The 17,328-nt window shown below is 69.9% G+C and carries 20 protein-coding genes and 2 riboswitches; of the genes, 9 read left to right on the forward strand and 11 right to left on the reverse strand.

Features of this window, described 5'->3' with window-relative positions; all coding sequences use genetic code 11:
• Nucleotides 1-43 precede the first annotated feature (43 nt).
• On the reverse strand, nt 44-544 hold the full coding sequence (locus JNUCC0626_RS30540; protein WP_394614187.1) for a DUF4265 domain-containing protein: 501 nt from the start codon (nt 542-544) through the stop codon (nt 44-46).
• 40 nt (nt 545-584) lie between these two features.
• On the opposite strand from JNUCC0626_RS30540, the gene JNUCC0626_RS30545 reads away from it, so the two are divergent.
• Entirely contained in the window at nt 585-2,738 is a 2,154-nt protein-coding gene (locus tag JNUCC0626_RS30545) for an AAA family ATPase (protein WP_394614188.1), read from the forward strand.
• Between the two features lie 30 nt (nt 2,739-2,768).
• Here the strand turns inward: JNUCC0626_RS30545 and JNUCC0626_RS30550 are convergent, their stop codons facing one another.
• A complete protein-coding gene (locus JNUCC0626_RS30550) occupies nt 2,769-3,368 on the reverse strand; it encodes a LytR C-terminal domain-containing protein (RefSeq protein ID WP_394614189.1) in 600 nt (199 codons plus the stop codon).
• Nucleotides 3,368-3,646, reverse strand: coding sequence for a DUF3263 domain-containing protein (locus JNUCC0626_RS30555; RefSeq protein WP_382442815.1), 279 nt, complete (start codon nt 3,644-3,646; stop codon nt 3,368-3,370). Before JNUCC0626_RS30555 ends, JNUCC0626_RS30550 begins: the two co-directional genes overlap by 1 nt.
• A 108-nt stretch (nt 3,647-3,754) precedes the next feature.
• Here JNUCC0626_RS30555 and JNUCC0626_RS30560 point away from each other — a divergent pair, with 108 nt between their 5' ends.
• Nucleotides 3,755-4,330: a peptide deformylase gene (locus JNUCC0626_RS30560; protein WP_394614190.1), complete on the forward strand. Its 576-nt coding sequence runs from the start codon at nt 3,755-3,757 to the stop codon at nt 4,328-4,330.
• A gap of 96 nt (nt 4,331-4,426) precedes the next feature.
• On the opposite strand, the gene JNUCC0626_RS30565 is transcribed toward JNUCC0626_RS30560, so the two are convergent.
• A complete protein-coding gene (locus JNUCC0626_RS30565) occupies nt 4,427-5,362 on the reverse strand; it encodes an aldo/keto reductase (RefSeq protein ID WP_394614191.1) in 936 nt (311 codons plus the stop codon).
• 91 nt (nt 5,363-5,453) lie between these two features.
• On the opposite strand from JNUCC0626_RS30565, the gene JNUCC0626_RS30570 reads away from it, so the two are divergent.
• The 4 genes from JNUCC0626_RS30570 (at nt 5,454) to JNUCC0626_RS30585 (ending at nt 9,789) form a co-directional block, all read left to right on the forward strand.
• Nucleotides 5,454-6,056 carry a LysE family translocator gene (locus JNUCC0626_RS30570; protein WP_394614192.1) on the forward strand — a complete coding sequence of 201 codons (603 nt, stop codon included), beginning with the start codon at nt 5,454-5,456 and terminating at the stop codon, nt 6,054-6,056.
• A 711-nt stretch (nt 6,057-6,767) separates the two neighbouring features.
• Nucleotides 6,768-6,893, forward strand: a riboswitch (TPP riboswitch).
• The gene (gene thiC / locus JNUCC0626_RS30575) at nt 6,883-8,523 is read left to right on the forward strand and encodes a phosphomethylpyrimidine synthase ThiC (RefSeq protein WP_394614193.1); all 1,641 of its coding nucleotides are present in this window, start codon (nt 6,883-6,885) and stop codon (nt 8,521-8,523) included. (Overlaps the previous riboswitch by 11 nt.)
• Nucleotides 8,520-9,335 (forward strand): bifunctional hydroxymethylpyrimidine kinase/phosphomethylpyrimidine kinase, encoded by an 816-nt coding sequence (gene thiD / locus JNUCC0626_RS30580; RefSeq protein ID WP_394614194.1) that lies wholly within the window; start codon nt 8,520-8,522, stop codon nt 9,333-9,335. Before thiC ends, thiD begins: the two co-directional genes overlap by 4 nt.
• A gap of 7 nt (nt 9,336-9,342) precedes the next feature.
• Nucleotides 9,343-9,789: an SRPBCC domain-containing protein gene (locus JNUCC0626_RS30585; protein WP_394614195.1), complete on the forward strand. Its 447-nt coding sequence runs from the start codon at nt 9,343-9,345 to the stop codon at nt 9,787-9,789.
• Nucleotides 9,790-9,792: 3 nt separating this feature from the next.
• Here the strand turns inward: JNUCC0626_RS30585 and JNUCC0626_RS30590 are convergent, their stop codons facing one another.
• From JNUCC0626_RS30590 to JNUCC0626_RS30610, 5 genes are all read right to left on the reverse strand, one after another.
• On the reverse strand, nt 9,793-10,380 hold the full coding sequence (locus tag JNUCC0626_RS30590) for a hypothetical protein (RefSeq protein WP_394614196.1): 588 nt from the start codon (nt 10,378-10,380) through the stop codon (nt 9,793-9,795).
• 40 nt (nt 10,381-10,420) lie between these two features.
• Nucleotides 10,421-10,864 (reverse strand): MarR family winged helix-turn-helix transcriptional regulator, encoded by a 444-nt coding sequence (locus JNUCC0626_RS30595; RefSeq protein WP_229693556.1) that lies wholly within the window; start codon nt 10,862-10,864, stop codon nt 10,421-10,423.
• Nucleotides 10,865-11,072: 208 nt separating this feature from the next.
• Nucleotides 11,073-11,828 carry a thiazole synthase gene (locus tag JNUCC0626_RS30600; protein ID WP_394614197.1) on the reverse strand — a complete coding sequence of 252 codons (756 nt, stop codon included), beginning with the start codon at nt 11,826-11,828 and terminating at the stop codon, nt 11,073-11,075.
• 1 nt (nt 11,829) lies between these two features.
• The gene (gene thiS / locus JNUCC0626_RS30605) at nt 11,830-12,030 is read right to left on the reverse strand and encodes a sulfur carrier protein ThiS (protein ID WP_394614198.1); all 201 of its coding nucleotides are present in this window, start codon (nt 12,028-12,030) and stop codon (nt 11,830-11,832) included.
• A complete protein-coding gene (locus tag JNUCC0626_RS30610) occupies nt 12,027-12,980 on the reverse strand; it encodes an FAD-dependent oxidoreductase (RefSeq protein WP_394614200.1) in 954 nt (317 codons plus the stop codon). Before JNUCC0626_RS30610 ends, thiS begins: the two co-directional genes overlap by 4 nt.
• Nucleotides 12,975-13,086: riboswitch (TPP riboswitch) on the reverse strand. (Overlaps the previous gene by 6 nt.)
• A 26-nt stretch (nt 13,087-13,112) precedes the next feature.
• On the opposite strand from JNUCC0626_RS30610, the gene thiE reads away from it, so the two are divergent.
• Both thiE and JNUCC0626_RS30620 read left to right on the forward strand, forming a co-directional pair.
• Nucleotides 13,113-13,751 carry a thiamine phosphate synthase gene (thiE, locus tag JNUCC0626_RS30615; RefSeq protein WP_394614201.1) on the forward strand — a complete coding sequence of 213 codons (639 nt, stop codon included), beginning with the start codon at nt 13,113-13,115 and terminating at the stop codon, nt 13,749-13,751.
• A 31-nt stretch (nt 13,752-13,782) separates the two neighbouring features.
• A complete protein-coding gene (locus JNUCC0626_RS30620) occupies nt 13,783-14,544 on the forward strand; it encodes a dioxygenase family protein (RefSeq protein WP_394614202.1) in 762 nt (253 codons plus the stop codon).
• On the opposite strand, the gene JNUCC0626_RS30625 is transcribed toward JNUCC0626_RS30620, so the two are convergent.
• Nucleotides 14,527-15,087, reverse strand: a complete 561-nt coding sequence (locus JNUCC0626_RS30625) for a TetR/AcrR family transcriptional regulator (RefSeq protein ID WP_394614203.1) — start codon at nt 15,085-15,087, stop codon at nt 14,527-14,529. The genes JNUCC0626_RS30620 and JNUCC0626_RS30625 overlap by 18 nt on opposite strands.
• A gap of 49 nt (nt 15,088-15,136) precedes the next feature.
• On the opposite strand from JNUCC0626_RS30625, the gene JNUCC0626_RS30630 reads away from it, so the two are divergent.
• Nucleotides 15,137-16,036, forward strand: a complete 900-nt coding sequence (locus JNUCC0626_RS30630; protein WP_394614204.1) for an NADP-dependent oxidoreductase — start codon at nt 15,137-15,139, stop codon at nt 16,034-16,036.
• Between the two features lie 55 nt (nt 16,037-16,091).
• On the opposite strand, the gene JNUCC0626_RS30635 is transcribed toward JNUCC0626_RS30630, so the two are convergent.
• Nucleotides 16,092-17,099 (reverse strand): S1 family peptidase, encoded by a 1,008-nt coding sequence (locus tag JNUCC0626_RS30635; RefSeq protein WP_394614205.1) that lies wholly within the window; start codon nt 17,097-17,099, stop codon nt 16,092-16,094.
• Nucleotides 17,100-17,328 lie beyond the last annotated feature (229 nt).

The following is a 17,328-nucleotide window of genomic DNA, read 5'->3' on the forward strand; positions in this document are numbered from 1 at the left end:
CGCCATCAGATGCCACCGAAGGACTGCACCCGCGCGGGCCGGTTCACGCCGGCCGGCCGCGGTGCAGGGCCGAGATCGCGCCCTCCTCGAACTCGACGACCCCGGCCTGCGCCGACAGCCACGCACGCAGCTCCCCGTAGTCGGCGGTGGGCGGGACGTTGACGGCGATCAGGTTCGGGAACTGGCTCAGCGTGCCGATGTCGCACCCGGCGTCGCGCAACCTGCTCTCGACAGCCTCCCTGCCGTCGTCACCGCGGACGAATACGATGCGGACGGTCGAGTGGTCGGACTCGGCCACCACGCCGTCGAACAGGAACTCACGGCGCTCGTGGTCCGGCCTGATCCTGATCCGATCGCCGAACGCGATGCCGCGCACGAAGAACGGCGTGTTCAGCAGCCGCAGCTCTGCCTTGCCCGTCTTCTCGCCCCACAGGCGTTCCGACCCGACCGGCGGCCAGCCCTCGTCGTCCTGGTCGAGATCGAAGACGACCTTGGTCATCGGGTTGCCGTCCGGCGAAACAGGAATCTCCCCAGGATCACTCACGTCCGCATCCTAGGGACGCGAACGAACTAGAGTCGGCGGCGTGATCACGCTGACGGCTCGCCTGTCCCCGTCCGCACTGGACACCCGGCGCGGTGTCGTCCGCCTCCACCCCGAGGTGCTCGACGCCTTGGGGTTGCGTGCGTGGGACGCCGTGAAGCTGACCGGCGCCCGCGTGAGTGCCGCGCTGGCCGCTGCCGGTGAGCAGCCGCCGGGGGTGGTGCTGGTGGACGACGTCACGCTCACGAACCTCGGTGTGGTCGAGGGGTCGGAGATCGTGGTGGCGCCGGTGCAGGTGGCGGGTGCGCGGTCGATCACCGTGGCCGGGTCTCGGCTGGCGACCACGGCGTTGACGCCCGAGCACGTGCGGATGGCGTTGACCGGCAAGGTCATCACCGTGGGCGACAACGTGTCGTTGTTGCCGCAGGACCTCGCGCCGCCGCCCGGTGCGAACGTGTCCGAGACGCGGCGGAAGTTGTCCAACGCCATCGGGATGACGTGGACGAACGAGCTGATCACCATCACCTCGACCGATCCGGCGGGGCCGGTGGCGGTGCAGCCGTCGAGCGTCGTGGGGTGGCGGTCGGCTTCGGCTCCCGCCGCCGAGGTGACGCCGGTGGTGGTGCAGGAGAAGCACGAGGCGTTGCCGGTGGCGGACCTGGTGGGGCAGCGCGAGCAGGCGCGGCGGTTGACGGAGTGGCTGGAGCTGATGTTCCGGCAGCCCGAGCTGTTGACGAAGCTGGGTGCGTCGGCTCGCCTCGCGGCCATGGTCAGCGGGCCGGAGGGCGTGGGCAAGGCGACGCTGGTGCGGGCGGTGGCCCGCTCGGTGGACGCCGCGGTGGTGGAGCTGGCCGCGCCGAGCATCGCGGTGCTGGAGCCCGGCGCGATGGCCAAGCAGCTCGCGGACACGATCGCCGGCGTTCCGGAGAAGCCGACGGTTCTGCTGCTCACGGACATCGACGCACTGCTGCCCACGGCGCCTCCGCCGGTGGCGACGGTGGTGCTGGACATCCTGCGCACCGCGATCTCGCGGCCCAACCTGGCTCTGGTGGTCACGTCGGCGCGGGCCGAGTCGGTGGACGCCCGGTTGCGGGCGCCTGACCTGGTGGACCGCGAGTTGGCGCTGCCGTTGCCGGACGCGGCCGGGCGCACCGAGCTGCTGCGCGTGCTGCTCAGGGACGTGCCGCTGGAGTCCGATGTGGACTTCGGCGAGGTGGCGGCGCGCACGCCTGGCTTCGTGGCGGCGGACCTGTGTGCGTTGCGGCGGGAAGCCGCGGTCCGGGCGGCGTTGCGGCAGCGTGACGTGGCCGAACCCCGGGTCGGGCAGGAAGATCTGCTGGCCGCTTTGGGCACGGTGCGGCCGATTTCCATGTCGGCGTCGGACACCGTCCAAACTGGAGGGTTGACGCTCGAGGACGTCGGGGACATGACCGAGGTCAAGCAGGCGTTGACCGAGGCCGCGCTGTGGCCGTTGCGGTACCCGGACTCCTTCGCCCGGCTGGGCGTGGAACCCCCGCGCGGGCTGCTCCTCTACGGGCCGCCGGGGTGCGGCAAGACGTTCCTCGTGCGGGCGCTGGCGGGTTCCGGGCAGCTCAACGTGCTGACCGTCAAGGGTGCCGAGCTGATGGACAAGTTCGTCGGCGAGTCGGAACGGGCCGTGCGCGAGCTCTTCCGGCGGGCCGCGGACGCCGCGCCCGCGCTGGTGTTCCTGGACGAGGTGGACGCGCTGGCACCGCGACGCGGGCAGTCGTCGGACTCCGGGGTGGCCGACCGGGTCGTGGCCGCGCTGCTCACCGAACTCGACGGCGTGGAACCGTTGCGGGACGTCGTGGTGATCGCGGCGACCAACCGGCCCGAGCTGATCGACCCGGCGTTGCTGCGACCTGGACGGCTGGAGCGGATCATCTACGTGCCGCCGCCCGACGCCGAGGCGCGCACGGAGATCCTGAAGGCCTCGTCGCGGAACACGCCGCTGGCCGGGGACGTCGATCTGGCGACGCTCGCCGGCGAGTTGGACATGTACTCGGCGGCGGACTGCGCGGCGCTCATCCGCGAGGCGGCGCTGACGGCCATGCGCGAGTCGCTGGACGCGGCCGAGGTGACGCAGGCGCACCTGGCGAAGGCACGGGACGTGGTGCGGCCGTCGCTGGACCCGGTGCAGCTGGCCGGGCTGGCGGCCTACGCGCAGAACCGCTGAGCGTGGGGGTGGCGCCGCCACCCCCACCCGCTACTTGTTCTTGGCCGGGCCCTGGTAGTCGTTCGTGACGATCAGGATGATCCCGGCCGCCGCCGACTGGATGCCGTCGAACCGGGGCTCGACGCGCGCCCGCAACGCCGCGGCGAGCTCCTTGGCGGAGGCTTCTTCCTCGGTGCCGGGGCGGTAGTAGACCGTGGTGGTCGGGATCGTGCCGGCCGAGTAGTTGCCGGTCTCCGCGACCGTCCAGCCGTTGCCGCGGACCTCGTCGGAGGCCTTGGACGCGAGGCCGGTGATCGTCGAGTTGTTGTAGACCCGGACCGGGGCCTTGGTCGCCCCCGGCTGCGTCACCGGCGGAGGCGGTGTCGTGGTCGCCGGGACGGTCGGCGAGCCCGTCGTGGTTCCGGGCGGGGCGGACGACGGTGTCGAGGCGGGCGGCTGCTCGGAGGCGACGCTGGTCGTCTGCGCGGGCGGCGCGGTGGACGTGCCCTCGGCGGCCGGCGGGGTGTCCTCGGAGCCCCCGCCGAACAGCGAGATGACGCCGATCACCAGCGCGACGGCTGCGACTCCGAGCAGGGCGAAGCCTGCTGCCTTGGCGGGACGGGACGGGCTTGCGGACTCGGGGGAGGTCATCAGTCCTCGGTGCTCCTGGCGCGTGCGCGAACCCTCTGACGGCCTGTCCGGACGCCTCGCAACCGCTTGATCAGCATCGGATCGGCGGCCAGGGCGGCTTCGGATTCCACGAGCGCGTTGAGCAGCTGGTAGTAGCGGGTCGCTGACATGTCGAACAGTTCCCTGATGGCCTGTTCCTTGGATCCCGAGTACTTCCACCACTGGCGCTCGAACGCGAGCATGGTGCGTTCGCGGCTGGTCAGGCCGTCAGCGGAGGTGAGCGTCTCGGTGTGATCCATCTGGCTCCCCACGGTCGCCACACCATCTCAGGTGCGGGCAATTCAATCACGTGATCGTTCCAACCTACCGCGCGACACCGACAGTTTTGGACCGCTTATGGTCTGACCATGGCCGTCCATCGCATCCGCATCGCAGGCGACCCCGTGCTCCACCACCCGACGCGCGAGGTCACCGAGTTCGACACCGAGCTGAAGACCCTCGCCGACGCCATGTTCGAGACGATGGCAGCCGCTCGCGGAGTCGGGCTCGCGGCCAACCAGATCGGCATCGACCTGCGGGTTTTCGTCTACGACTGCCCCGACGACGAGGGCGTCCAGCACCGCGGAGCCATCTGCAACCCCGTGCTGGAGACCGACGGCATCCCGGAGACCATGCCGGATCCGGACGACGACTTCGAGGGCTGCCTGAGCGTGCCCGGCGAGGCGTACCCGACCGGACGCGCCCACTGGGCGAAGGTGACCGGCCAGGACCTCGACGGGCAGCCGTTCGAGGTCGAGGGCACCGGCTTCTTCGCGCGCTGCCTCCAGCACGAGACGGACCACCTCAACGGCTTCCTGTACATCGACCGCCTCGTCGGCCGGTACAAGAAGGAGTCGAAGCGGATGCTGCGCGACAACGAGTGGGGCGGGCCGGGCAACTCCTGGGACCCGGCCGACCCCGCGAACTTCGAGGACGAGGACTAGGGCCTGTGTTGAAGTCCGGGCCGATGAGAGTCGGGCCTGAGGTGGTTCGTGGCGGTCTCAGGCCCGGCTATCGCGGCTCGGACTTCGACACAGGCCCTAAGGGCGGAGCACCGACTCCACCTGCGCCAATTCCTCCTCGCTCAACGCACCGAACGCCAGCGCGCCCGCGTTCTCCTCGACCTGAGCCACCGTCCGGACGCCCGGAATCGGCACCAGGCGGGGAGAACGCGCCCAGAACCACGCCAGCGCGCCCTGCACCAGCGTCCGCCCGCCCGACGTCAGCACGTCGCGCACGGCCTCCCGCGCCTTGAAGTAGTGCGGCGTCGGCCTGCCGTTCTCGAAGAAGAGCAGCCACGCCGGATCTGACGCGCGCACGTCGTCGGCAGGCAGCTCCGCGAACTCGTCCCGCGCCAGCAGCCCCATCGCGAGCGGCCGGCGGCACAGCACCGCGTACTCCCCCGCGTACATCTCGGGGTTGTCGAACAGCACGTTGACGTCCGCCTGCGCGGCGATCCCGTGCTCTCCCTCGCAGAAGAACCGCGCCCGCTCCGGGTCGTCGGTGCTCCACCCGTACGCCCGGATCTTGCCCGCCGCGACCAGCGCCTCGCACTCGTCGCGCAGCACCGCCGCCTCGTCGAACCCGAGGTCGCCGAGGTGCAACTGGTACAGGTCGACGTAGTCGGTGCCCAGCCGCCGCAACGACCCCTCGACGGCGCGGCGCAGGTACTCGACGGTTCCGTTGTACCCGGTCAGCTCACGCTTCGCCGGGTCGAACTCGTCGCCCCACTTGGTCGCGATCACGACCTCGTCGCGCACGCCCGCAAACGCTTGCCCCACCAGCGTCTCCGAGTGCCCGCAGCCGTAGACGTCCGCGGTGTCGATCAACCGGACGCCCAGGTCGTGGGCCCGCCGCAACGCCTTCAGCGACTCCTCGTCGTCCGCAGGCCCCCAGCCGACCGGCTGCCCCTGGAACGTCATCGGGCCGCCCATGGCCCACGTGCCGAACCCCAACTTCCCCAGTTCCACTGTCATGCGCTCACCGAACATCCTGGAGCGCGCTCCAGGTCAAGGCCGACCGCTTTCAACAAAAAATGAATTGCGGCGACCAGCGACCATCAGAGGCATGCCACTCGAAAACATCGTCGCGTTCGTCGCGGCCTCGTTCCTCATCGCACTGTCGCCCGGACCTGGCACGGCCATGGTCCTGCGACAGTCGGTGCACGGGCGGAAGGCCGCGCTGGCGACGGTGTTCGGCATGGAGGTCGGCGTCGCGTGCTGGGCGATCGCGGCCGCTCTCGGGCTCAGCGTCCTGCTCACGGCGTCCGAGATCGCCTACCACGGCCTGCGGATCATCGGCGCGGTCTTCCTGATCTACCTGGGCGTGAAGGCCCTGATCGGCAAGACGATGCCGCTGGCCGAACCGCCGCCCGCGAGCCACGCGTTCCGCAGCGGCCTGATCGTGAACCTCGCCAACCCGAAGCTCGGCGTGTTCGCGATCTCGTTCCTACCGCAGTTCGTGCCTGCCGGGGAGGCCGGCCAGGGGGTTCTGCTCTTCCTCGCCGTCGGCTGGGTCCTGATCGACACCGTCTGGTACCTGATCATCGTGTCGATCCTGCACACCATCCGCGGCTGGCTGAGCAGGCCGCGCGTCCGTCCCGCGCTGGAGAAGCTGTCGGGCGGCGTGCTGCTGGCGCTCGGAATCCGGCTGGTACTCGACCCGCGTTGAGATCGCGTCGCCTCCCCGCCGCCAGAACAGCTCGGGGAGGCCCTCCAGCTCGGCGAACGTGTGGCAGGCGGCCATCGACGCGTAGCCACCTGCGAGCACGTGCGCGCGGATCCGGTCCAACCGGCCGAACTCGATCACCTCACCGGCGATCAGGAACGGCAGCACCAGCTGCCAGGCCTGCACGACGGCCGGACGCCGCCGGTGGGGTGCCCTGAGCGCGGCACGGGCCACGCGCAGCAGGTGTTCGTTGGCGCTCATCGTGTACGGGTGGGCCGAGTGGTCCCAGCTCCAGCGGCGTTCCTCGGTGACGGCGCAGCGCACGCACTCGACGGGCCCGGTGCCGAGTTCGGCACCGCAGCGCGAGCACGCCAGCAACGTCATCGCCCAGTCCACGCACGTCCACGGGTGCTGCCCGACGTCGGCCGAGGTCACCAGCTCGGCGAGTTCCCGGTCGGCGAGCTGCGACGACGTCCGCAGCGCTTCCCAGTCAGCGAGCCAGAACTGGTCGAGCAGCTCCGCGCAGAAGCCGCAGTCGGGGTAACCGCGACCGGCGAGCTCACCGCAGGACGGGCATGCCGAGACCACGGCGGGACGCTGGCCGCGTCGCGCGCCGGGCGGGAACGGCTGGTGATCAGCCACGTGAAGAGATTAGGGGCAAAACGCGGCCTTGGCAGTAGCGGCGCGCGCTGACTATGGTCGGTTCTCGACAACTCAACACAACGCGGGAGCTCGCGCCAGAAGCGGGCTGAGAGGGTGACTGGCCGTAGTGCCGGTGTCACCGACCGCCTGAACCTGACCGGGTAATGCCGGCGTAGGGAGGAATGTCGTGACGGCACTTGAGGACCGTTCGGTCAAGCCCAGTGTGACCACGGGCCCGATCTCGGGCTCGCGCAAGGTGTACCGCGATGGTGTGCCTTTCCGCAGGGTGGAACTGACCAACGGCGACCATGTCGATCTGTACGACACTTCCGGTCCGTATACCGACGAGAACGCGACCATCGACGTCCACAGTGGACTGCCCGACCTGAGGTCGGAGTGGATCGCCGCACGGGAACCGATCAACGGAGCTGTCAGCCAGCTCGCGTACGCGAAGGCCGGGATCATCACCCCGGAGATGCGCTACATCGCGGTGCGCGAGAACCTCGACGCGGAGTTCGTGCGCAACGAGGTGGCCATCGGGCGTGCGGTCATTCCGTTGAACCGCAAGCACCCCGAGGCCGAGCCGATGATCATCGGCAAGAAGTTCCTCGTGAAGATCAACGCCAACATCGGCAACTCCGCGGTGTCGTCGTCGATCGAGGACGAGGTCGACAAGATGGTGTGGGCCTCCCGCTGGGGTGCCGACACGATCATGGATCTCTCCACCGGCAAGCGGATCCACGAGACGCGCGAGTGGATCCTGCGCAACTCGCCCGTGCCGATCGGCACCGTGCCGATCTACCAGGCGCTGGAGAAGGTCAACGGCGATCCGGCCGCGCTGTCGTGGGAGATCTACCGCGACACCGTGATCGAGCAGGCCGAGCAGGGCGTCGACTACATGACCGTGCACGCGGGCGTGCTGCTGCGGTACGTGCCGATGACGGCCAAGCGCGTCACCGGCATCGTCTCGCGCGGCGGGGCGATCATGGCCGGATGGTGCCTCGCGCACCACAAGGAGAGCTTCCTCTACACGCACTTCGAGGAGCTCTGCGACATCCTGCGCACCTACGACATCACGTTCTCGCTCGGTGACGGGCTGCGGCCGGGTTCCATCGCGGACGCCAACGACGAGGCCCAGTTCGCCGAACTGCGGACGCTGGGCGAACTCACGCACATCGCCCGCGCTCGCGACGTCCAGGTCATGATCGAGGGCCCCGGCCACGTGCCGATGCACAAGATCGCCGAGAACGTCCGGCTAGAAGAGGAGTGGTGCGGCGAGGCGCCGTTCTACACCCTCGGCCCACTGGCCACGGACATCGCGCCGGCGTACGACCACATCACGTCCGCGATCGGCGCGGCGCAGATCGGCTGGCTCGGCACCGCGATGCTCTGCTACGTCACGCCGAAGGAACACCTCGGCCTGCCGAACCGGGACGACGTGAAGACCGGCGTGATCACGTACAAGATCGCGGCGCACTCCGCGGACCTCGCCAAGGGCCATCCCGGCGTCCAGGACTGGGACGACGCGTTGTCCAAGGCGCGCTTCGAGTTCCGCTGGGAGGACCAGTTCAACCTGTCGCTCGACCCGGACACCGCGCGCTCGTTCCACGACGAGACGCTCCCCGCGGAACCGGCGAAGACGGCGCACTTCTGCTCGATGTGCGGGCCGAAGTTCTGCTCCATGAAGATCACGCAGGACGTGCGGCGCTACGCCGAGGAACGCGGACTGTCCACTGTGGAGGCCATCGAGGCCGGCATGGCGGAGAAGTCCGGCGAGTTCGCCGACACGGGCAACAAGGTCTACCTCCCGGTCGTGGAGACCTCGTGACCGTCGCACCTCCCAGGGTCCTCACCATCGCCGGAAGCGATTCCGGCGGTGGTGCGGGCATCCAGGCCGACCTCCGCACGCTCTTCGCGTGCGGAGTGCACGGCTGCGTCGCTCTGACGGCCGTGACGGTCCAGAACTCCTTGGGCGTCACGGGAGTCTCCGAAATTCCTGCTGACGTCGTCGCCGCCCAGATCGAGTCCGTGGTGCTGGACATCGGCGTGCAGGCTGCGAAGACCGGCATGCTCGCGTCGGCGGCGATCATCGAGGCGATCGTCCCCGTTCTCGACCGCGTGGGCATCGGTTCCGGTGGTGTGCCGTTCGTCGTCGACCCGGTGTCGGCGTCCATGCACGGCAACCCACTGCTGGCCGACAACGCCCTCGATGCGTTGCGGGGCCTGCTCCTCCCGCGCGCCACGCTGGTGACGCCGAACCTCGACGAGGTGCGGCTGATCACCGGCATCGCGGTGAAGGATCGGGCGGACCAGCGGGTGGCGGCGGAGGCGTTGCACGCCTTGGGGCCTCAGTGGGTGCTGGTGAAGGGCGGCCACATGTGGGACGACCCGGAGTGCCTCGACCTGCTCTACGACGGTCGCTCGTTCATCGAGTTGCCCGGTCCTCGTTACGACACCGAGAACACGCATGGCAGCGGTGACACGCTGGCTTCTTCGATCAGCGCGGCGTTGTCTCGCGGTGCTTCGGTGCCGGAAGCCGTGCGGTTCGGCAAGGAGTTCATCGTGCAGTCGGTGGCCGCGGCTTATCCGCTGGGTGGCGGGGTCGGGCCGGTGTCGCCGTTCTGGCGGTTGGAGAGCTGAAAAATCGGTGGACCAGCTCGTCATGCTTGCCATCGTGCAGATGAACGAGGTCAGGACAGAGCTGGTCATCCCCGCGCCCATCGACGTCGTGTGGCGGGTGCTGACGGACTTCGCCGGGTACGCGCGGTGGAATCCCGTCATGGAGTACACGCAGGTGGATGGCGTGCACACCAAGGTGAAGGCGGCCAAGGGCACGCCGTTCGAACGCGACTTCGACGGCGAGATCACGTCGATGGAGCCGTACGCGCTGGCGTCCCAGGGCGGCGACCCCTCGACGTTCTTCGGGCGGCACCGCTGGGAACTGAGCGAAGTCGACGGCGGGACGCGGCTGGTGAACGTCGAGACGTTCAGCGGCACGATGGTCGAGGGCGTGCTGGCGCAGACCCGCGAGGTGCTGGTCGCGGAGTTCGACGCCTTCAACCAGGCGCTACTACTCCAGGCACAGGCGACCTGACCGTCATCGCGTGCGCTCGTGGACCTCGTGGGCCGCGAACGCCCAGTCCTCGCGGCCTTCGCTCTCGCCGGAGGGGTCGCCTTCGTCGGTGAGGAGCAACGTGTCGGCGACCTCGGCCAGTCCGGCCCAGCGATCGACGCCCTGCTCGCGCACCACCGCCACGAGTTCGGCGAACGCCTTGCCGCCCTGGCCCCGGTCCATCAACTCGTGGAAGCGGACCAGGGCGTCAGTGGGCAGGCCTGCCGCCAGGTCCCGCAACTGGATGCCGGCGCGCTGCCTGCGTTCCGCGCACTCGATCACCCACTCCTCTGGCTCGCCGACGTCGGCCTCCCCGAGCACGGCGAGGACGAAAATGCTGTGCCAGAGCCATTCCTGGAACGCCTCGTCGCTCGCCCTGCGGTCGTCCCACACCGGGCTCTGGTGCACGACCAGCTTGGCCTTGCCGAGCCCCATGCCTGTCGCTTCGGCGATGACCCGCATGGACTGGATCTTGTGAGCCCCCTGTTGCCGGAGCAGGGCGAGCACCTCGTCGTGCCCGGCGCCGTCCGCGTGCCGCGAACGGGCCAGGTCCAGCAACCGGTCGTACTCCATCGGACCAGGAGAGCACGAACGACGTGCACGGGCACCGGATTTACTTCGGTTCCTCGCCCACCAACGTCTCCAGCGCGTCCAGCGCGCCGACCAACGCCGAGATGTGTTCCGGGGTCAGCTGTTCGATGCGGCGCTGCAGCTCGCGCACCCGCGCGGACCGCACGCCGGACACCATCGTCTCGCCCTCGGGGGTCGGGGTGGCGAGCCAGGCGCGGCCGTCCTGCGGGTCGGGCTCGCGCTTCACGTACCCGGCTTCCACCAGGGCGGCGACGATGCGGGACAGCGTCGGGGGCGCCACGCCCTCCTTGTTCGCGAGGTCGCCGAGGCGCATGGGGCCGCAGCGCGCGAGGGTGGCGAGCGCGGAGACCGCGCCGGGGCCGAGTCCCGGGGAACCGGTGCGTCGCAGCAACCGGGCCAGCCGGCCGATCGCCAGGTACAGACGCGCGGTCGCGTCCTCGACCTCGGCGTCAATGGGGGCCGTCACGGCTTGTCGTCCTCCTCGGCGGGATTCAGGTAGTTCTCAATCATCCCACTGTGCTGGATGGCCCCGCCTCCGGCGGTGCGGCGAGTTCGCCTTCGAGCCGGCCGTCCGGCCGAATCGTTTCGTCCGGATTGGGCTTCGCCGAATCTGGACGAAACGGTTGACCGGACGACCGACGCGAACTCGCACGTGTGCACCCACGGTAGCGACCTCAGCGACTCGGCGAAGACGCTTGGGCCCAAAAGCGTTGCGGAATGCGTCCGGCCAGCCTCGCCAGCCGTCCGCCCTCGACCGCACAACGCATGGCGGCGCCCATCCGTTCCGGGTCCTGAGCTCGTGTGACGGCGGTCGCGAGCAGCACGGCCGAGCAGCCGAGCTCCATCGCGAGGGCGGCGTCGGACGCCGTGCCGATGCCCGCGTCCAGAACTACTGGAACAGAAGCACGAGAAGTGATCAGCTCGATGTTGTGCGGGTTGCGGATGCCGAGGCCCGTACCGATGGGAGAACCCAACGGCATGACCGTCGCGCAACCGATGTCCTCCAGCTTCCGGGCCAGCACCGGGTCGTCGTTGGTGTAGGGCAGGACGACGAAGCCGTCGTTCACGAGTCGCTCGGCCGCGTCGAGCAGCTCGAGAGGATCAGGCAGCAGGGTCTCCTCGTCGTGCACGACCTCGAGCTTGACCCAGTTCGTCTCCAACGCCTCGCGCGCGAGTTGGGCGGTCAGCACGGCCTCGGCGGACGTGCGGCAGCCCGCCGTGTTGGGAAGCACCTCGATTCCAAGGCGCCGCAACAACTCCAGCACCCCGGTCTGGCCCGCCGCGTCCACCCGGCGCATCGCCACGGTGGTGAGTTCGGTGCCGGACGCGACCAGCGCGCGTTCCAGCACCGAGAGGTTCGCGGCACCGCCGGTGCCGGTGATGAGCCTGGACCGGAACTCCCGGCCCGCGATGATCAACGGATCGTCCACGTCAGCCTCCCTGGACCGCGGTCAGCACCTCGACCACGCCGCCGTCCGGCACGATCGTCCTGTCCCACAACGCCCTCGGCACCACGGCGCCGTCCAGCGCCACGGCCACGCCCCTGTCCGGCGCGCCCACCAGCGTCACGACCGCGGCCACCGACGTGCCCTCGGCCAAGTCGTGGGAAGTCCCGTTCACCTGTGCCTTCACGAACCTTCTCCCAACAACTCGACGACCTGGCGGGCGGTGTGCGGGGCGAGCAGCAGCCCGTTGCGGTGGTGGCCGGTCGCGGCGATCACGCCGGGTTCGAGCCAGCGCACCACCGGCACGTTGTCCGGGCTGCCCGCGCGGAACCCCACGGCGGCCTCGGTCAGCGCGTACTCGGCGATGCCCGGCAGCACGGTTTCCGCGTCCCGCAGCAGGTCCCGCACTCCCGCGACGGACACGTCGGTGTCGAACCCGGCCTCGTACTGGGTGGCGCCGACGACCAGTCCGTCGTCGCGCGGCACGAGGTAGACCGGCCGGCCGGAGACCAGCGCGCGGATCGTGTGGCGCGGCGGCGGCAACGCTCCGGGCCGGTGCGTGAGTCGCAGGATCTCACCCTTGACCGGCCGGATGACGTCGCGCAACGCGGGATGCAACGACCCGCTCCACGCCCCGGCGGCGATCACCTGGACCCGTCCGTCCACATCAGACCGCACACCCGCGTCCGCACAAGCCTTCCACAGTGCGGAAAGCAGCAGCCTGTTGTCGACGGCGAGGTCGCCCGCCGCGTACACACCGCCGCGCACCGCCGGTCCCAGCGAGGGCTCCAGAGCGCGGATCTCCCGTGACGTCAGCAACTCCCCCGCGTGCCGCAGATCGGCGAGGTCACCGGGTTGCGTGCCGACCGCCAGCGTCCCGGCCTCGAACAACGGCACGCCGATCGACGCGGCGAACGCGGGCCACAGAGAAAGAGCCTCAACCCCCTGCGCCACCACGTCTTCCTCGCCGGGCCACGCCTCCGTCAACGGCGCCAGCATCCCGCCCGCGACCCGCGAACCGGCATGCGGCGACCCGTGATCCGAAAGAGAAACCGAGAAACCGGCCCGTGCCGCGAACAACGCGACGGACAGGCCGATGACGCCGCCACCCCGGACGGCTACTTCCACACTGCTCAAGGCATTCACGCTCCCTGCGCCGGCATGACCCGGATCAGGTTCGACGGTCGGAGCGAACCACGCTCCCTCTCAGCCCGGTGTTCTCCAGGCTCCCGTGCGGACCAATGCCAACATAACGGTTAACGTGCTTGCGTGCCAGGACTCGACGGAAACCTGATCAGGCAACGACTCGCCGACGCGACGCTCTACCTCTGCACGCCGAACCGGCCTGATCTGGCCGAGTTCGCGGACGCGGCCCTCGCGGGCGGCGTCGACATCATCCAACTGCGGGACAAGTCACTCGAGGCCAAGCAGGAGATCGAGGCCATCGAGATCCTCGCGGAAGCCACCGAACGCCACGGCAAGCTGCTCGCCGTCAACGACCGCGCGGACATCGCCCACGCCGTCGGGGCCGACGTGCTGCACCTCGGCCAGGACGACCTGCCGGTACCGCTGGCCCGCAGGATCATCGGCGACGAAGTCGTCATCGGCCGCTCCACGCACGACGTCGACCAGATGACGGCAGCGGCCGAGGAACCCGGCGTCGACTACTTCTGCACGGGCCCCTGCTGGCCGACTCCGACCAAGCCGGGCCGTCCGGCGCCGGGACTCGACCTCGTCCGCGCCACGAAGACCGACCGCGTGTGGTTCGCCATCGGCGGCATCGACCTCACGAACCTGCACGAGGTCAAGGAAGCAGGCGCCACCCGAGTCGTCGTCGTGCGGGCCATCACCGACGCCGAGGACCCGCGCAAGGCCGCCGAGTTGTTCAAAACCGAACTTGATCGTTGAAATTTGAACTATCAGGCGTACTCTCGATGACGTGAGCGCACCTGTGCTGTACCTGAGCCACGGGGCTCCCCCGCTGGCTGACGACGAGACGTGGACCAGAGAGCTGAAGGACTGGTCCGCCACCCTCCCACGCCCGGAGGCCGTGCTCATGGTCTCCGCGCACTGGGAGGAGGCGCCGACCACCATCGGCGCGACCACCACCGTGCCGCTGGTCTACGACTTCTGGGGCTTCCCGCAGCGCTACTACGAGGTCACCTACGAGGCCCCGGGCGCACCGGAACTCGCGAACGACGTGCGCAAACTCGTCGGCGGCCACGTCGAGCAGGACCCAGCCAGAGGCCTCGACCACGGCGCTTACGTGCCGCTCAAGGAGATGTTCCCGGACGCCGACGTCCCGGTGCTCCAGATGTCGATGCCCACGCTCGACCCGCGCGAACTGCACGAGATCGGCCGCAAGCTCGCGCCGTTGCGGGACCAGAACGTGCTGATCGTCGGCAGCGGCTTCATGACGCACAACCTGAGCTGCGTGCACTTCAACCAAGGACCGAACTACGAGCCGCCGTCGTGGTCGAAGGAGTTCGACGACTGGGCGGGCCGGCAACTGGCGGCCGGTGACGTGGACTCGTTGCTGGACTTCCAGACCAAGGCTCCGGCCGCCGGGATCGCCCACCCGCGGACCGAGCACTTCGCACCGCTGTTCGTGGCGTTGGGCGCGGCGAGCGACGAGAAGGCCGCGAGCACCGTCGACGGCTTCTGGTACGGCCTGTCGAAGCGGTCAGTGCAGTTCAGCTGACCCGTCCAGGAACAGGGTGGCCAGCCGGCGCGCGATGGCGGGCGTCCCGTTGCGGACGCCCCCGCTGGCCATCAGCAGCAACACCACGTCGTCGACCGAGAAGTCGGCGCGCAGTCGTCCGGTCGCCTTCGCCCGGCGGATGAGCTCGGCGAGCGACCGGAACGCCTTCTCGCGCATCGCGGCGAAGTCGATCGCGCGCGGGTAGGCCGTCGTGAACGCGGCCGAGAACCCGCGGTCGAGCACGTGCAGCCGGCAGACCTCCTCGACGGTGTGCCGGAACCCCTCCCACGGATCGGGGTGCGCGAGCCCCTCCTCGACCGCGACCGAACAGGCCGCCATCTGCTCCGAGAAGGCCTCCACCACCAGCGCCTCCTTGGTCGGGAAGCGGCGGTAGAGGGTCGCCGGACCGACCTCCGCACGACGCGCGATCTCGCGCATCGGCACGTCCAGGCCCTCCGTCGCGAACGCCTCGCGCGCGACGGCCATGATCCGGTCGCGGTTGTCCTGGGCGTCCGAACGCAGGTGAGTCAGATTTCCGGTCACCGTCTCAGTTTCGGCTAAGTGGACGCCCTGTTCCACTAATTTCGCCGCCATGCGAGCTCTCCAGTTCTCCGAGTACGGCCCTGCTGACCTGCTGCGCGTGGCCGAGGTGCCCGAACCGCACGCCGGTGCCGGGCAGATCCGGATCGCCGTCCGCGCCTCCGGGGTCACGCCGGGCGACACCTACCTGCGCTCCGGGATGTTCGGCGAGCGGTTGCCGTTGCCGCACGTGCCCGGCGTGGACGCGGCCGGGGTCGTCGACGAGGTCGGCGCGGGCGTGACCGGCGTGAACGTGGGCGACGAGGTGTTCGGGATGGTCGACATCGCCCTGCTCGGCGGGGCCAACGCCGAGTTCGCGGTGCTGGCCGCGTGGGCACCGAAGCCGGCGGCGCTGAGCTGGGAGCAGGCGGGCGGGGCGGCGGCCAACGTGGAGACGGCGACGAGGGCGCTGGATCTGCTCGGGGTGGGCGACGGAACGACGGTGCTCATCGCCGGTGCGGCGGGCGGGGTCGGATCTGTCGCGATCCAGTTGGCGGTCGCGCGGGGTGCGGAGGTGATCGGCACGGCAGGACCGGCGACGCAGGACTTCGTCGCGGAACTGGGCGCGACGCCGGTGGTCTACGGAGAAGGCCTCGTCGATCGCGTTGGCTCCGTTGACGCCGTCCTGCACTGCGCGGGCGAGGTGCCCGACCTGATCAAGATCGCGGGCTCGCCGGACCGCGTCGTGACGATCGCGGACCTGTCCGGCGACCACGGCGTCCGGCTGACTCACACCGCAGGCGGACCCGGCGCCGACCCGCAGGCGTTCCACGGTCTTGCCATCGCCGCGGACCTCGCCGAGCGCGGTGCGTTCACCGTGCCGCTGGCCGGGGTCTTCCCGCTCGACCGGGCCGCCGACGCGCACAGGCTGAGCGAGACCGGCCACGCCCACGGCAAGATCGTCCTCGTCTGAAACGCGAAAACGCCGCGACACCCGTGAAGGTGCCGCGGCGTTTCAGCGAGGAGAACTAGCCGCGGGTCAGCGTGAGGCCGTAGCGCGACAGGATCGGGTTGAGCGGCTGGAAGAACGTGGTGCCGCCGGACGAGCAGTTGCCCGAACCGCCGGACGTCACGCCCTGGGCCTGGCCGAAGCCGGAGCCCGCCACCCACGAACCACCCGAGTCGCCACCCTCCGCGCAGGCGTTGGTGCGGGTGAGGCCCCGGACCTGGCCCTGCGGGTAGTTCACGGTCTGGTTCTTGGCCTGGACGGTGCCGCAGCGCCAGCCGGTCGTGGAACCCGAACGGCAGATCTGGGCGCCGACGGCGGCCTCGGTGTTGCCGCGGACGATGACGTTCGCGCCGCCGTAGCGGTTGACCCACGGGCGCGAGGTCCAGTTCGCGTTGGTGCGGACGTGCGCGTAGTCGTTGCCCGGGAAGACCGACGCGGCGAAGGTGCCCTGGGCGACCCGGTTGAAGCCGGAGACCGCGGTGCCGGCGCGGCCGCAGTGGCCCGCGGTGACGTAGCCGCCGGTCACGGAGAAGCCGAGCGAGCAACGGCCGCCGCCCATGTAGATGGCGTCACCGCCGCGCGAGTCGTAGAGCGGCGTGGGGCTCTCGGTGACCTCGTCGACCTTGACCGAACCGCTGATGGACTTCGCGGTCGCGATCCACTGGTCGGCGGCGGCGTCGCGGACGTTCTTGTTGACCTCGACGACGACGCTGTTCGACTTCTCGTCGACGCGCCAGCTCGTGATGGCCGCGGGGGCCGTCATGAGGTCGAGGACCGACTTGGTCCCGTTGAGCTGGGTGAGCGAGTTCGCGACGACCTTGGTGTCCGCGCCGGTCACGGAGAGTCCCGATTCGGTCACCGCGACGGTCAGTCTGCCGCTGGCCTGGTCGATCCAGGCTCCGCCGAACGCGTCCCCGAGAGACGCCTTGGCGGACTCGGCAACTTGGCCTGACTGGGCGTCATTGGCCAATCGGACGCGGGCCTGGTCAGCGTTCAGGCCCAAATCACGCTGGACCGCTTGGAGCAATTCGGCCGGGTAGCTCTCCGTATCGGAACCGGTTGGGGCGACTGGTGCGGCAGGGGCGCCAAACGCCGGTACGCTGAGAGCAGTCACGACTCCGGTGGCGAGCAACACGGCACCGGTTACACGGGCCGCACTCGTGCGGTTCATCAGACGTCTCCCTCACTTTCGGGTGCAGGGGAACCCGAGAGATCGGTTGCAGGGACCTCTCTCGGGGGCTCTAGGGGGACGGGTG

This window comes from Lentzea sp. JNUCC 0626, assembly GCF_043632865.1.
GTDB lineage: Bacteria > Actinomycetota > Actinomycetes > Mycobacteriales > Pseudonocardiaceae > Lentzea.

Excerpts from the sequence above, each read along its gene's own strand:
- JNUCC0626_RS30550 (WP_394614189.1), bottom strand. The coding sequence starts at position 3,368 with ATGACCTCCCCCGAGTCCGCAAGCCCGTCCCGTCCCGCCAAGGCAGCA.
- JNUCC0626_RS30555 (WP_382442815.1), bottom strand. The coding sequence starts at position 3,646 with ATGGATCACACCGAGACGCTCACCTCCGCTGACGGCCTGACCAGCCGC.
- JNUCC0626_RS30560 (WP_394614190.1), top strand. The coding sequence starts at position 3,755 with ATGGCCGTCCATCGCATCCGCATCGCAGGCGACCCCGTGCTCCACCAC.
- JNUCC0626_RS30565 (WP_394614191.1), bottom strand. The coding sequence starts at position 5,362 with ATGACAGTGGAACTGGGGAAGTTGGGGTTCGGCACGTGGGCCATGGGC.
- JNUCC0626_RS30570 (WP_394614192.1), top strand. The coding sequence starts at position 5,454 with ATGCCACTCGAAAACATCGTCGCGTTCGTCGCGGCCTCGTTCCTCATC.
- JNUCC0626_RS30590 (WP_394614196.1), bottom strand. The coding sequence starts at position 10,380 with ATGGAGTACGACCGGTTGCTGGACCTGGCCCGTTCGCGGCACGCGGAC.
- JNUCC0626_RS30630 (WP_394614204.1), top strand. The coding sequence starts at position 15,137 with ATGCGAGCTCTCCAGTTCTCCGAGTACGGCCCTGCTGACCTGCTGCGC.